The 13,429-nt window shown below is 69.8% G+C and carries 12 protein-coding genes and 1 tRNA gene; 9 read left to right on the top strand and 4 right to left on the bottom strand.

Annotation, left to right across the window (positions count from 1 at the left end; all coding sequences use genetic code 11):
• The 5 genes from D180_RS04545 to D180_RS04525 all read left to right on the top strand — a co-directional run.
• The coding region (locus tag D180_RS04545) for a hypothetical protein (RefSeq protein WP_043090462.1) at window positions 1-216 on the top strand (216 nt) is incomplete at its 5' end.
• A gap of 299 nt (window positions 217-515) precedes the next feature.
• Window positions 516-1,121: a GNAT family N-acetyltransferase gene (locus D180_RS04540; protein ID WP_017911860.1), complete on the top strand. Its 606-nt coding sequence runs from the start codon at window positions 516-518 to the stop codon at window positions 1,119-1,121.
• On the top strand, window positions 1,118-2,002 hold the full coding sequence (locus tag D180_RS04535) for a carbon-nitrogen hydrolase family protein (RefSeq protein ID WP_017911859.1): 885 nt from the start codon (window positions 1,118-1,120) through the stop codon (window positions 2,000-2,002). Before D180_RS04540 ends, D180_RS04535 begins: the two co-directional genes overlap by 4 nt.
• Window positions 2,003-2,164: 162 nt before the next feature.
• The gene (gene gltX, locus D180_RS04530) at window positions 2,165-3,571 is read left to right on the top strand and encodes a glutamate--tRNA ligase (RefSeq protein ID WP_017907265.1); all 1,407 of its coding nucleotides are present in this window, start codon (window positions 2,165-2,167) and stop codon (window positions 3,569-3,571) included.
• A 16-nt stretch (window positions 3,572-3,587) separates the two neighbouring features.
• Window positions 3,588-4,076, top strand: a complete 489-nt coding sequence (locus D180_RS04525; protein ID WP_017907264.1) for a transcriptional repressor — start codon at window positions 3,588-3,590, stop codon at window positions 4,074-4,076.
• A gap of 210 nt (window positions 4,077-4,286) precedes the next feature.
• On the opposite strand, the gene rtcR is transcribed toward D180_RS04525, so the two are convergent.
• Entirely contained in the window at window positions 4,287-5,897 is a 1,611-nt protein-coding gene (rtcR, locus tag D180_RS04520) for an RNA repair transcriptional activator RtcR (RefSeq protein ID WP_043090461.1), read from the bottom strand.
• Between the two features lie 184 nt (window positions 5,898-6,081).
• Between rtcR and D180_RS04515 the strand changes: the two genes are divergently transcribed.
• From D180_RS04515 to rtcA, 4 genes are all read left to right on the top strand, one after another.
• The gene (locus D180_RS04515; protein ID WP_017911857.1) at window positions 6,082-7,629 is read left to right on the top strand and encodes a TROVE domain-containing protein; all 1,548 of its coding nucleotides are present in this window, start codon (window positions 6,082-6,084) and stop codon (window positions 7,627-7,629) included.
• A gap of 185 nt (window positions 7,630-7,814) precedes the next feature.
• A tRNA-OTHER gene (locus tag D180_RS23770) sits at window positions 7,815-7,950 on the top strand.
• Between the two features lie 222 nt (window positions 7,951-8,172).
• Window positions 8,173-9,393, top strand: coding sequence for an RtcB family protein (locus tag D180_RS04510; RefSeq protein WP_017911856.1), 1,221 nt, complete (start codon window positions 8,173-8,175; stop codon window positions 9,391-9,393).
• 97 nt (window positions 9,394-9,490) lie between these two features.
• The gene (gene rtcA / locus D180_RS04505) at window positions 9,491-10,510 is read left to right on the top strand and encodes an RNA 3'-terminal phosphate cyclase (RefSeq protein WP_017911855.1); all 1,020 of its coding nucleotides are present in this window, start codon (window positions 9,491-9,493) and stop codon (window positions 10,508-10,510) included.
• A gap of 84 nt (window positions 10,511-10,594) precedes the next feature.
• Here rtcA and D180_RS04500 read toward each other — a convergent pair whose 3' ends face one another.
• From D180_RS04500 to D180_RS04490, 3 genes are all read right to left on the bottom strand, one after another.
• The gene (locus tag D180_RS04500; protein ID WP_017911854.1) at window positions 10,595-11,374 is read right to left on the bottom strand and encodes a LytTR family DNA-binding domain-containing protein; all 780 of its coding nucleotides are present in this window, start codon (window positions 11,372-11,374) and stop codon (window positions 10,595-10,597) included.
• On the bottom strand, window positions 11,371-12,450 hold the full coding sequence (locus tag D180_RS04495) for a histidine kinase (RefSeq protein ID WP_232760322.1): 1,080 nt from the start codon (window positions 12,448-12,450) through the stop codon (window positions 11,371-11,373). Before D180_RS04495 ends, D180_RS04500 begins: the two co-directional genes overlap by 4 nt.
• Before the next feature lie 46 nt (window positions 12,451-12,496).
• Window positions 12,497-13,429, bottom strand: a 933-nt coding sequence (locus D180_RS04490) for a DUF2306 domain-containing protein (RefSeq protein WP_017911852.1), incomplete at its 5' end; no start/stop codon positions are given.

Below are 13,429 nucleotides of genomic sequence, written 5' to 3'. Positions count from 1 at the left end.
GGCGCGCTGCAGGCGCGTGCGGCCTTGCCGGGCGATGCCGCGCCGTGGCGCTACTGCCCCTGGCGCGCGGTGCGCCGCGATCCGGCCTGGGCGATGGACGTGGAGCGGTGCGGGGACACGCCTGCGCCGGGGTTCGTGACCTGGGAAGCGGAAGGCCGCGCGCGCTTGCTGGTGCTGCCGGCACAGGCCGCGCTGCTGTGTCGCTGGTGGCGCTGAGGCAGGGCAGCCGCATCGATCGCCGCCACGGCGGGCGGGTCGGTCGGATGGTCATCGGCCATTGACGGCAGAAACACCGACGGTGGCGGGACGGATGCCGCCACGGGTCACAGGACGGGCAGGGACGCCCACGCAGGGACGCTGCAAGGGCGCACACGCCAAGGCGCCGCAAGCATGGCAAGGAAGCGCGTGCGCCACAGGACAGGCAGGACGCCCGCGCAAGGACGCGGCAAGGAGGCACATGCAAGGGCATCGCCAGGCAGGCAGCGCCAGGGAAACGCTTGCGGTAGAGTGCACGGATGCACTCTCCGCTCTCCATTCAGCGCCTGCGCGGCGCCGGGATCGTGCCGTTCCTGGACGCGGTCGCGCAGCTGCGCATCGCGGTGTTCCGCGACTGGCCCTACCTCTACGACGGCGACCTCGGCTACGAACGCGAGTACCTGGCCGCCTATGCGGCGTCGCCCGACAGCGTGTTCGTGCTGGCGCGCGACGGCGAGCAGGTGGTCGGGGCCTCCACCGGGCTGCCGCTGGTCGACGACACCGAGGCGTTCGCCGCGGCCTTCGCCGGCAGCGGCATCGACCCGGCCGAGGTGTTCTATTTCGGCGAATCGGTGCTGTTGCCGCAGTACCGCGGGCGCGGCGCCGGCCATGCCTTCTTCGACGAGCGCGAGGCGCATGCGCGCGCGCTCGGTCGCTTCCGCCTGACCGCGTTCTGTTCGGTGGAGCGGGCGCCCGACGACCCGCGGCGACCGCCGGATTACCGCGGCAACGACGTGTTCTGGCGCAAGCGCGGCTACCTGCCACAGCCGGCGTTGCGCATGCATCTGCCGTGGAACGAGGTCGACCGCGGCGAGACGCCGCATACCCTGGGTTTCTGGACCCGCGCGCTGGAGCCTGCCGCATGAAAGTCGCCGTCGCCAAGTACCCGATCGGCGCGCCCGCCGATTTCGCCGCCTTCGCCGACAAGCAGGCCGCGCTGCTGGGCGAGGCCGCGCAGGCCGGCGCGCAGCTGGCGGTGCTGCCGGAGTATCTGTCGCTGGAACTGGCCGCGACCTTCGGCGCCGACGTGTCGGCGCGGCTGCCGGCCTCGCTGGCGGCGATCCAGGCGCTGCATGCGCCGTACCTGGCCTTGTTCGCCGACCTGGCGCAGCGCCATCGCCTGCACGTGGTCGCCGGCAGCTTCCTGCTCGACGACGGGCAGGGGCGCTACCGCAACCGCGCCTACTGGTTCACCCCCGACGGTGGCCACGGCTGGCAGGACAAGCTGCAACTGACCGGCTTCGAGAAGGCCACCGGCCTGATCGACGGCGGCGAGGCGCTGAAGGTGTTCGAGGCCGAGGGCGTGCGCGCCGGCGTGGCGGTGTGCTACGACAGCGAGTTCCCGCTGCCGGTTCGCGCCCAGTACGAGGCCGGGGCGCGGCTGCTGGTGGTGCCCAGTTGCACCGACACCGAGGCCGGCGCCACCCGCGTGCGCGTGGGCTGCCTGGCGCGGGCGCTGGAGAACCGCATCTTCGTGGCCCAGTCGGTGACCGCCGGCGTCGCCGAGTGGAGCCCGGCGCTGGACGTGAACACCGGCGAAGCGACGCTGTACGCGCCTATGGACGCTGGTTTCCCGGCCGACGGCATCGTTGCGCAGACCCGCGGCGAGCAGGTCTGGGCGATCGCCGAGTTGGACTTCGCCGCGTTCGAGGCCAGCCGCGCCAACGCACAAGTGGCCAACGACCGCGATTGGCGCGGGCAACTGGCACCGGCCGTGCTGCGCGCGGAGCTGAGCCGCTTCGCATAGGAGCGTTTCCCGCAACGTGCCGCGCCTCGGCGTGCCATGCCCTGTTCCCGGGGCGAGACGCTGCTTTACCAATCCCGAATCACCAATCCCCAATCCCGCGGCGCCAGCAGGCGCCGCCCCGGCAAGGTAAAATCGCCCGATTCCCGTCGTTTCGAGCGTTCCATGGCCTGCCGCACCCGTTTCGCCCCCAGTCCCACCGGTTACCTGCACATCGGCGGCGCGCGCACCGCGCTGTACTGCTGGCTGGAGGCGCGCCACCGCGGCGGCGAATTCGTGCTGCGGATCGAGGACACCGACCGCGAGCGCAGCACCCAGGCGGCGATCGACGCGATCCTGGAGGCGATGGAGTGGCTGGGCCTGGATTACGACGAAGGCCCGATCTACCAGACCCGGCGCCTGGATCGCTACCGCGAGGTCGCCGAGCAGTTGCTGGCGCAGGGCCAGGCCTACTACGCCTACGAGACCCGCGAGGAACTGGACGCCATGCGCGAAGCGGCGATGGCGCGGCAGGAAAAGCCGCGTTACAACGGCGCCGCGCGCGAGCTGAACCTGCCGTACCGCGACGATCCCAACCGGGTGATCCGCTTCAAAAACCCGACCGAGGGCGTGGTGGCGTTCGACGACCTGATCAAGGGCCGCATCGAGATCGCCAACAGCGAACTGGACGACATGGTGATCTTCCGTCCCGACGGCTACCCCACCTACAACTTCGCGGTGGTGGTGGACGACTGGGACATGGGCATCACCGAGGTGATTCGCGGCGACGACCACATCAACAACACCCCGCGGCAGATCAACATCTACCAGGCGCTGGGCGCGCCGGTGCCGAAGTTCGCGCACATGCCGATGATCCTGGACGAGCAGGGCGCCAAGCTGTCCAAGCGCACCGGCGCGGCCGACGTGATGCAGTACAAGGACGCCGGCTACCTGCCGCACGCGCTGATCAACTACCTGGCGCGGCTGGGCTGGTCGCACGGCGACCAGGAGCTGTTCGGGCGCCAGGAGCTGATCGACCTGTTCGACGTCAAGGACGTCAATTCCAAGGCCGCGCGCCTGGACATGGCCAAGCTCGGCTGGGTCAATCAGCACTACCTCAAGAGCGACGACCCGGCGACGATCGCGCCGCAGCTGGAGTTCCAGTTGCGCAAGCTCGGCATCGACCCGGCCGCCGGCCCGGCTGCGGCCGAGGTGGTGGTGGCGCTGCGCGAGCGCGTGCAGACGCTCAAGGAAATGGCCGAGAAGGCCGAGGTCTGGTATCGCCCGCTGGCCCGCTACGACGACGCAGCGGTGGCCAAGCATTTCAAGCCGGGCGCCGAACTGGCGCTGGGCAAGGCGCGCGAACTGCTGGCCGCACTGCCGCAGTGGAATCTGGATGGTGTCGCCGCCGCGCTGCACGATACCGCCGCCGCCCTGGAGATCGGCATGGGCAAGGTGGCGCAGCCGCTGCGCGTGGCCATCACCGGCACCCAGGTCAGCCCGGATATCTCGCAGACCGTGTACCTGGCCGGTCGCGAGGAGGCCTTGAAACGCATCGACGCCGCGCTCATCAAGATCCCAGCGGGAAGCTGATTCCCGGGAGACCGCCATGTCCAGCAAGAAGACCGCCTGCACCGAGCCGCACCACCACGTCCACGACGCTGCCGACTTCGTCAAGGTGGTGGAGCGGGTGAGCCGCGAGCGCGGTCTGCGCCTGACCCCGATCCGCGCCAACGTGCTGCGGCTGATCGCCGAGGCCGGGCGCCCGGTCAAGGCCTACGACCTGCTGGAATGGGTGCGCGAAGGCAAGGGCGTGGGCGCCGACGCGCCGCCCACTGTGTACCGCGCGCTGGATTTCCTGATGGCCAACGGCTTCGTGCACAAGCTCGAGTCGGTCAACGCCTTCGTCGCCTGCCACCATCCGAGCAGTGCCCAGCATTCGGTGCCGTTCCTGATCTGCGACCGCTGCCACAGCGCGGTGGAGCTGGAGGACCGCGACGTGGTCAGCCAGCTGGAGCAGCGCGCCAAGGCCCTGGGCTTCCAGCCGCAGGCACAGACCCTGGAAGTGCACGGGCTGTGCGCGAAGTGCGCGGGCTGAGCCTGGCGCGCTTTGCTGGGCGTTGCGTAGCGACCAGGCAGGGCGTTCGATCGATCTGAGCCTGGCTGCCGCACGCGTTGCAGACCCGGTGTTGCGCCGTCGCGGATAGGGCGGTTCACCGTCCCCGTCGTTCTCTTGGTCAGGCCGGTTGCGGCCTTTTCGTGTCTCGCAGTGCCGCACGCCGATCGCGTGAGGTGCTCCAGCGATCGCTCAGTCCTGCGCCGCGGCGCGCCCACCCTCGCGCACCTGTTCCCAGTCCAGACCGAACCGCGCCAGGTACTTGCGCAGGCGGTCGGCGTCGTTGGTGCTGGCCCGTTGCGTGCGGGACACGGCGAACAGCTCGCGTCCGGCCTGCGACAGCGACTTGGCGGTCGCGCAGACCCGCAGCACGTCTTCCAGTTGCACGCGGTCGAAGCGATCCAGCTGCGCCGCCGCATCGCCGAGCAGGGCATCCAGCGGCGAGGGCGGGGTGCCATCGCGCCATTGCCGGCGCAGGCGCGCGATTTCCTCCTCCACCAGTTCGAGTTGGATGCGCCCGGCATTGGCCAGCGTCGCCAGGCGCATCACCGAGGCGCTGAGGTCGCGGAAGTTGCCGGACCAGCGCGCCTCCGCGCCGGTGGCGAAGGCGAGGTAGCGGCTGCGCGCCTCGCGATTGAAGGTCACCCGCTGGTGTTGCTCGCGCGACCAGCGCTCCAGTTCGAAGTCCAGGTTCGGCTCGATGTCCTCGCGGCGTTCGGCCAGGCCGGGCAGGTGGTAGGTCCACAGGTTCAGGCGCGCGAGCAGGTCCTCGCGAAAACGGCCCTGCGCGACATGCTGGTGCAGGTCGCGGTTGGTGCCGGCGATCAGCTGGAATTCGCTCTCCACCTCGCGATCGCTGCCGACCGGCAGGAAGCGCTTCTCCTCCAACGCCCGCAGCAGCATGGCCTGCTCGTCCAGGCCGAGCTCGCCGATCTCGTCGAGGAACAGCAGGCCCTGGTGGGCCGAGCGCAGCAGCCCCGGGCGGTCGCTGACCGCGCCGGTGTAGGCGCCCTTGGTGTGGCCGAACAGCGCGCTCATGGCACCGTCGCCGCGCAGGGTGGCGCAATTGACCTCGACGAAACGCCCCGGCAACTGGTGCTTGAGCTTCTTCAGTTCGAACACGCGCTTGGCCAACTGGCTCTTGCCGGCGCCGGTCGGCCCCATCAGCAGCATCGGCGCCCTGGAGCGGGTGGCCACGGTCTCGATCTGTTCGATCATGCGGTTGAACGCCGCATTGCGTGTGGCGATGCCGCTCTTCAGCAGTGCGCGGTCCTGCAATTGCTGCTGCTGGAAGCGCTGCGCGATGCGGTCGTAGCGCGACAGGTCCAGGTCGATCACGGTGTAGGCGCCGGCCTCGCCGCTGCCCTGTTTGCGCGGCGGCGAGGTCTGCAGCAGGCGCCCGGGGAAGTGCCGGCTCTCGGTCAGCAGGAAGCCGCAGATCTGGCTGACGTGGCTGCCGGTGGTGATGTGCAGGTAGTAGTCCTCTTCGTCCGGGCGGAACGCGTAGCCGGCGAAGAAGTCGTGCAGGGTGGCGTACACCCCTTCGAAATCCCAGGGATCGACCAGGTAGGTGTCGTGCAACTGCACCTGCGTCTCCGGCGAGACCTGGCCCAGATCCTCGCGCACCACCTCCGCCAGTTTCTGGTAGCGGCGCAGGTCGGTCAGCAGCTCCAGGCGGCTGAGCAGAAAGTCCTCATGCATGCCCAGCGCAACCGTCGGGCGCCACTTCTCCCAGCGCCCGGGGCCGCTGCCGGAATCCAGCTGGGTGCCGAGCATGCCGAACACCACCTGTGGCCTATCCATATCCATCCTTATAAGAATGTCGCTGAAGTTATAGGAATGTTCGGGGTCGAACAAGCGGGTGTCGCCGCTTGATTCTCGATTTTCTTTTTTTAATCAATGCGTTGAGGTGTTCTCGAAAAAGTTGGCACGGCCATTGCGATACCTGGCCATCACCAACGCGGGCCGTTCCCGCCAGGAGCCTGACATGGCCAACCTCTCTCTGTTCTCGTCCTCGCGTGGCGCGCTGCTGCCGCCGGCGACCGTGCGCAACGATGCCGGCGGCGCCGCGTATGCGCGTTCGCCGCAGGCGGCGCTGGCGCTGTACGCGGCCACCGGCTGCTTGAACGGCACCTTCTATGCGGGTGCCGAGGTGCAACTGCAGCAGGTGCTTGGGCTGTGCGCGCAGGTCGATCCGGCCTTCGTCGCGCAGACCGCGATCTACGCACGCCAGGTCGCGCACATGAAGGACATGCCGGCATTGTTGTTGGCCACGTTGACCACCCGCGATCCGGACCTGTTCGCACGGGCCTTCCCGCGCGTGATCGACAACGGCCGCCTGCTGCGCAACTTCGTGCAGATCGTGCGCAGCGGGCAACTGGGGCGCAAGTCGCTGGGGTCGAGGCCCAAGCGCCTGGTGCGGCAGTGGCTGCAGCAGGCGTCGGCGCAGACCATCGTGCAGGCGGCGATCGGCCAGCAGCCGTCGCTGGCCGATGTGATCCGCATGGTTCACCCGAAGCCGTCCGACGCCGAGCGCGAGGCGCTGTACGCGTGGGTCGTGGGCAAGCCGTACCGCGAGGACGCGCTGCCGGCGATGCTGCAGGCGTACGAGGCGTTCAAGCGCGCACCGTCCGGCCCGTTGCCGGAGTTGCCGTTCCAGTACTACACCGCCCTGCCGCTGACCGCGGCGCATTGGGCGGCGCTGGCCCGGAACGCGTCGTGGCAGACCTTGCGCATGAACCTCAACACCTTCGCGCGGCATGGGGTGTTCGAGGACAAGGCGATGGTGGCGCAGGTGGCGGCACGCTTGCGCGATCCGGCGCAGATCCAGCGCGCCCGGTTGTTTCCGTACCAGTTGCTGGTGGCCAGCACCGCGGCCAGCCAGTTGCCGCCGCAGATCGGCGAGGCGCTGCGCGACGCGATGGAGATCGCGACGCGACAGGTGCCGCGGTTGGACGGCAAGGTGGTGGTGGCAGTGGATGTGTCCGGCTCGATGGCGGCGCCGGTGACCGGTTTCCGTCGTGGCGCCAGCAGCAGCGTGCGCTGCGTGGATGTGGCCGCGCTGATTGCGGCCTGCGTACAACGGGTCAATCCGCGCGCCACGGTGTTGCCGTTCGACACCCAGGTGCGGTCGCTGCGCTTGCGGCAGCGCCAGGACGTGATCGCGCAGGCGCAGCAACTGGCCGCATTGTGCGGTGGCGGGACCAGCGTCAGCGCGCCGCTGCTGCAGTTGAACGCGCAGCGTGCGCCGGTCGACCTGCTGGTGCTGGTGTCGGACAACGAGAGCTGGCGCGACACCCGTAGCGGTGCGACCGCGACCATGCAGGCCTGGGCCGAGTTGAAGGCGCGGTGCCCGCAGGCACGCATGGTCTGTATCGACCTGCAGCCGGTGGCCACCAGCCAGACGGTCGAACGCGACGACATCTTGCATGTCGGCGGCTTCAGCGACGCGGTGTTCGACCTGCTGGCCACGTTCGCGGCCGAAGGCGCCGGCGCCAAGCGCTGGGTCGAGCGGATCGGCTCGATCGTGGTGTGAGGCCTTGAAGGAAGGTGTTACCCGGCGGGCAATGGGGCCCGCCGGGCTGCGGGAGAACCAAGATTCGCGTTGACGGAGGCGGCCATGGCGGCCTCCATGTTTCGCCGCCGGCGTCCACGAATGCCGATGGAACTACAGCCTCTTAAGCTCCAGGTCGTGGGTTCGAGTCCCGCCCACCCTGCGATGGGGTGGTAGCTCAGTTGGACAGAGCGGGAATGTTCCATCTCTCTTGTCGTGGTCGTCGTCGGTCCTGTTGTGGGCGTTGCCTGGCGGATGCAGGCGGAACTCCATCGGTCGCGGGTTCGAATCCCGCCCGCCCTATGGCGGTAGCTCAGCGGTAGAGCGATCGTTCCGCGTATGGACTTGCCGCGTGAGGCGATGTGTTGGTTTTGCGGTGAATGCAGGTGGAACTCCATCTGGTAGCCCTTTAAGGGTCGGGTTCGAGCCCCGGCCGCACGGCAGCTATGCCGCCATGCGGAAGGTTCCACCCTCCCTCGTCACCGCGCTTTTTTTTTGAACATGCGTTGCACAAGGAGCAACACCATGAACACCGAGCAGTACGACGTCATCGCGCAGCCGGGAGCGGCGCCGATCAAGCTGTGGACCCGTGGCGTGCCGCTGGAGGACGAGGCGCGCCAGCAGCTGCAGAACATCGCCAAGCTGCCCTTCATCCATCGCTGGATCGCGGTGATGCCGGACGTGCACCTGGGCAAGGGCGCGACCGTCGGCTCGGTGGTGCCGACCATCGGCGCGATCGTGCCTGCCGCGGTGGGTGTGGACATCGGCTGCGGGATGATCGCCGCGCGCACCTCGCTGGTCGCCAGCGATCTACCGGATAACCTGGCGCCGATCCGCAGCGCGATCGAGCGTGCGGTGCCGCACGGGCGCACGCCCGGCGCGCGCGACAAGGGCGCGTGGCAGACGCCGCCGGGCGCGGCCGTGGACGGCTGGGCGCAACTGGCCAGCGACTTCGCGCTGATCTGCGAGCGTCATCCGCGCCTGCGCAAGACCAACAACCTGCAGCATCTCGGCACCCTGGGCACCGGCAACCACTTCGTCGAGATGTGCCTGGACGAGGCGCAGCGGGTCTGGTTCATGCTGCACTCCGGTTCGCGCGGGGTGGGCAACGCGATCGGCAACCACTTCATCCAGCTGGCCAAGGAGGAAATGCGGCGCTGGATGATCAACCTGCCGGACCAGGACCTGGCCTATCTGCCGGAAGGCAGCCAGTACTACGGCGACTATGTGTTCGCGGTGGACTGGGCGCAGCGCTATGCGCGGATCAACCGCGAGATCATGATGCGCAGCGTGGTCGAGGCGGTCCGTACGGTCATTGCCAAGCCGTTCGAGGCGCAGGCCGAGGCGGTGAACTGCCACCACAACTACGTCAGCCGCGAGCATCACTTCGGCAAGGACGTGTTCGTGACCCGCAAGGGCGCGGTGAGCGCGCGCAAGGGCGAGCTGGGTATCATTCCGGGCAGCATGGGCGCCAAGAGCTTCATCGTGCGCGGGCTGGGCAATGCCGACAGCTTCCACAGCTGCAGCCATGGGGCCGGCCGGGTGATGAGCCGCACCGAGGCGCGTCGCCGCATCAGTGTCGACGAGCACGTCAAGGCCACCGCGCATGTGGAGTGTCGCAAGGACCAGGACGTGGTGGACGAGTCGCCGGCGGCCTACAAGCCGATCGAGGCGGTGATGGCCGCGCAGCGCGACCTGGTGGAGATCGTGCACACGCTGCGGCAGGTGGTGTGCGTCAAGGGCTAGTCACAGGTGCCGGCCGGCACGCACTGAGGTCGGTCGGCGCCGATCGTCCGCGCGGGTTGGCCCGCACGGGCGTTTTTCAACGATGGATTGCGTTGCAATGGACATGATCGAACTCGATGGTGCGGCGGGCGGCGGGCAACTGCTGCGCACCGCGCTGACGCTGAGCCTGTGCACCGGCACCGGCTTCACCTTCCGCAACATCCGTGGCGCGCGTCCGCGTCCGGGCCTGATGCGCCAGCACCTGACCGCGGTCGTGGCGGCCGCCACGGTCGGCCAGGCGCGCACGCACGGGGCGCAGATTGGTGCGACCACGCTGCGCTTCGAGCCGGGAGCGGTGGTGCCCGGCGACTATCAGTTCGCCACCGGCAGTGCCGGCTCGACCACGCTGGTGCTGCAGACGGTGCTGCCGGCGCTGTGGCGCACCGCCGCGCCGTCGCGTCTGACTCTGGAAGGCGGTACCCACAATCCGCTGGCGCCCTGCGCCGATTTTCTCGCCGAGACCTGGCTGCCGGCGCTGCAGCGCCTGGGCGTGGCTGCGACGTTGACGCTGGACCGGCATGGCTTCTATCCGGTCGGCGGCGGCGCGCTGCGGGCCAGCATCGCGCCCTGTGCGCAGTTGCAGCAGGTCTGCTTCGATGCGCGAGGCGACCTGCAGGCGATCGAGGCGCAGGTGCTGGTCTCGGGCCTGTCCGGCAAGATCGGCCGGCGCGAACTGGCGGTGCTGGCCGAGCGACTTGGCGTGGACGCCAATCCGCGCCACGTGCACAGCGTGCGTCCGGCGCAGGGCCCGGGCAACACCGCGCTGGTGCGGGTGCGGCATGCGGCGCACGTGGAGGTCTTCGCCGGCCACGGCGAGCGCGGGGTGTCCGCCGAGCAGGTCGGCGAACGCCTTGCGGCGCAGGTGCGCCACTACCTGGAGAGCGGCGCCTGCGTCGGCGAGCACCTCGCCGACCAGTTGCTGCTGCCGATGGCGTTGGCTGGCGGCGGCGCCTTCACCACCGACACGGTCAGCGCGCACCTGTCCAGCAATGCCCGCCTGATCGAGAAATTCCTGCCGGTGGAGATCGCTTGGGAGCAGGTGGATGCGCGGCAGTGGCGGGTGGTCGTGTCCAGCTGACCAAGGGCGCTGGCACCTGCCGCGATGGACGCTGTCGTCGCTGTCGCCGCGCCTGTGCTTGCAGTCGCAGCCGGCGCGGCGGCCCTACATCGCCCGGAACAGCGGCAGGTAGCTGCGGCTGACCGGCAGCGTCTCCGCGCGGCCGCGCAGGTGGATCTGTGCGGTCTCGTTGTCGCCACGTACCACGTGCAGGATCGCGCGGCGATTGACCACCACCGAGCGGTGCACCTGCTGGAAGTCATCCGGATCCAGTTGCGCGGCCAGGTCCCTGAGCGGCGTGGACACGATCGAGGTGCACGCCTGTCCGTCCGGATCGCGCCAGGCCACGCTGGTGTACTTGCTGTCCGAGCGCAGATAGTCGATGGCCTCCACGGCGATCAGGCGCACGCTGCCGCCGCTCTGCGCCTGCAGCCAGCGCAGTGGGGCGGGGCGCTCGGGTGGGCGCAGCCGCTGCGCCAGGCGCAACAGTTGTTCGCTGAGGTCGGCCGCCGGTTGCGCCGCCTGCAGGCGCTGTTGCAGCCGCGCGACGGTATCGGCCAGACGCGCGTCCTGCACCGGCTTGACCAGGTAGTCGAGCGCGCCTTCGGCAAACGCTTGCACCGCATAGTCGGTGTAGGCGGTGACGAACACCAGATGCGCGCGGCGGCCGATCTGCTGCGCGGCCTGCACGCCGGACAGACCCGGCATCTGGATGTCGAGCAGGCAGATCTGCGGCGCATGTTCCTCGAACAGGCGCACCGCCTCGCGGCCGTTGCGCGCCTCGGCGACGATCCGCAACTCGGGCCACAGACGCGCCAGCTGACACCGCAGGGCCTCGCGCAGCAGCGGTTCGTCGTCGGCGATCAGCGCGGTGGGCGGGATCATCGGGGCGGTACCGTCATCGGCAGGCTGAGATCGGCGCAGGTGCCGTGCGGCAGGCGCGGACGCAACTGCAGATGCGCCGTATCGCCGAAGCCGAGCGCGAGGCGGTCGCGCAAGGTGCGCAGGCCGGTGCCCAGCCCGCCGCGGCCGTCGCCCTCGCCGGCGCCGCTGTCTTCCACACGCAGATGGCAGCGCTCGCCGCTGCGCCAGGCGCGAATGGCGATGCTGCCGCCTTCCTCGGACGGATCGATGCCATGCTTGACCGCGTTCTCGACCAGGGTCAGTACGGCGAGGGTCGGGCAGCGCACTGCCTGCACGGCGTCCTCGGCGTCGATCGCGTAGTGCAGCCGGTCGGGCATGCGCATGTGCATCAGCTCCAGGTAGGCGCGCGTCAGCGCCAGTTCGTCGCCCACCGTGCTGGTGGCCTCGTGCAGGCGCGGCACCGCGGCGTGCAGGTAGGCGGTCAGGCTGCGCATCAGGTCTGCGGCCCGCGGCGACCCGACATCGATCAGCGCCTGCACGTTGGCCAGGGTATTGAACAGAAAATGCGGGGCGACCTGGCGTTGCAACAGCTGCAGGCGCGCATCGAGCGCCTCGCGTTCCAGTTCGCTGCGTTCCAACGCGAACGCCAATGCCTGGTGCCGGGCCAACGCGTCCTTCTGCCGCACCAGGGCGGCCAGCGCCATCCATGGCGCGATCAGCACGCCGACGATGGTCAGCGTGGCGAAGCCGGCCAGCCGATCCGGGTCCTGCCAGAACGGCGGAGCGCCGGCGTGGGTGGAGCCCAGGTAGATCAGCAGGGTCGTCGTCGGGATCGCCAGTGCGACGCCGGCCACCTGCAGCGCCCAGCGCGCCAGCCAGCGCGGCAGCCGTTGCGGCCGGCGCTCCAACAGCGTGTAGGCACCCAGCGCGGCGGCGCCCAGCATGAGGCTGCGGACCAGGACCGGCAGGGGACTGTCCCAACTCAGGCTCATCAGCAGGCCGAGCGCGCCGGAGACCAGGAACACCGGCACGATGCGCGTCCAGGTCAGCAGCGCAGGCATGCGCGGCGGTGCGGAGAGCGGGGACGGAGGCGACATGGCCGCGAGCATACCGGAGCGCGGGCGTTCGCTGCGCTGGCTGCGCTCAGGCGTGCCGCAGCACCGGCCACCACATTCCCGCCACCGCGGCGAGGGTGCCGACCAGGGTGGCCGCGCTCATTGCGGCGAGCACCGCCGTCGCCAACCACTCCGGGCCGCTGCGGCGGCTGTCGAGTGCGCGCAGATACAGTTCCAGCACCGCCAGCGGTAGCAAGGTCTGCGCGAACGCCAGGGCGGTCAGCGTCGGGCCGACGAAACGGTCCGGATCGAAACCGACCGGTGCCTGGTTGAGGGCCAACCAACCCATCAGCCCGATCCGGAAGAACCACACGCCGCTGACGGCCAGGAACAGGCGCAGCGCCCAGCGCCGATGCGCCGGCCACTGGCCGCGGCGGGCGTGGCGCCAGGCCATGGCCACGCACAGCAGGATCAGCACCGCATTGGCGCTGGTGCCCAGATGCTGCCCCAGGTCGCCAGCGACGCCGCCGCGGATCCAGATCATCGCCAGTCCGCCCAGGCTGAGCACGACGGCGCAGACCAGGTAGATGCGTCCGTTCCAGCGATGCAGGGCGGGACGCCTGCGTCGCAACGCCGGCAGCAACTGCGCTGCGCCGCCGAGCACGATCGCCACGGCCAGGCCCAGGTGCAGCGCCAGTACCGCATTGAACACGGTGTCGCCGGCGACATGGCCGCGCGCCATCACCTGGTTCCAGCGCTCGGGGGTGCCGGCCAGCGCGGTGCGTCCGTAGAAGCCGGCGACATAGGCGGCGAAGGCGAGCTGACCGCCGATGGCGATGCTCATCCACAGCGCCGCGGCACCACGCAGCAGGCGTGTCGCCCAGCCTTGCCCGGCGTGCGGCTGCGCCGGCCCCGCCAGGTGCGGCGCGGCGGGAGCGGGGTGGTGCGGGGCGGAGAGGATCGAGGACATGGCGGCGTGCGCGGCGGTGGCGGTGACACGCAGTGTCGACAGTGCGGCGCT

This window comes from Xanthomonas sp. SHU 166 (genome assembly GCF_000364685.1).
GTDB classification, from domain to species: domain Bacteria; phylum Pseudomonadota; class Gammaproteobacteria; order Xanthomonadales; family Xanthomonadaceae; genus Xanthomonas_A; species Xanthomonas_A sontii.
This window is presented reverse-complemented; position numbering and strand designations above follow the sequence as displayed.

Excerpts from the sequence above, each read along its gene's own strand:
- D180_RS04500 (WP_017911854.1), bottom strand. The coding sequence starts at position 11,374 with ATGATCCCGCCCACCGCGCTGATCGCCGACGACGAACCGCTGCTGCGC.
- D180_RS04495 (WP_232760322.1), bottom strand. The coding sequence starts at position 12,450 with ATGTCGCCTCCGTCCCCGCTCTCCGCACCGCCGCGCATGCCTGCGCTG.
- D180_RS04535 (WP_017911859.1), top strand. The coding sequence starts at position 1,118 with ATGAAAGTCGCCGTCGCCAAGTACCCGATCGGCGCGCCCGCCGATTTC.
- D180_RS04525 (WP_017907264.1), top strand. The coding sequence starts at position 3,588 with ATGTCCAGCAAGAAGACCGCCTGCACCGAGCCGCACCACCACGTCCAC.
- D180_RS04540 (WP_017911860.1), top strand. The coding sequence starts at position 516 with ATGCACTCTCCGCTCTCCATTCAGCGCCTGCGCGGCGCCGGGATCGTG.
- rtcA (WP_017911855.1), top strand. The coding sequence starts at position 9,491 with ATGGACATGATCGAACTCGATGGTGCGGCGGGCGGCGGGCAACTGCTG.
- rtcR (WP_043090461.1), bottom strand. The coding sequence starts at position 5,897 with ATGGATAGGCCACAGGTGGTGTTCGGCATGCTCGGCACCCAGCTGGAT.
- D180_RS04515 (WP_017911857.1), top strand. The coding sequence starts at position 6,082 with ATGGCCAACCTCTCTCTGTTCTCGTCCTCGCGTGGCGCGCTGCTGCCG.
- gltX (WP_017907265.1), top strand. The coding sequence starts at position 2,165 with ATGGCCTGCCGCACCCGTTTCGCCCCCAGTCCCACCGGTTACCTGCAC.
- D180_RS04510 (WP_017911856.1), top strand. The coding sequence starts at position 8,173 with ATGAACACCGAGCAGTACGACGTCATCGCGCAGCCGGGAGCGGCGCCG.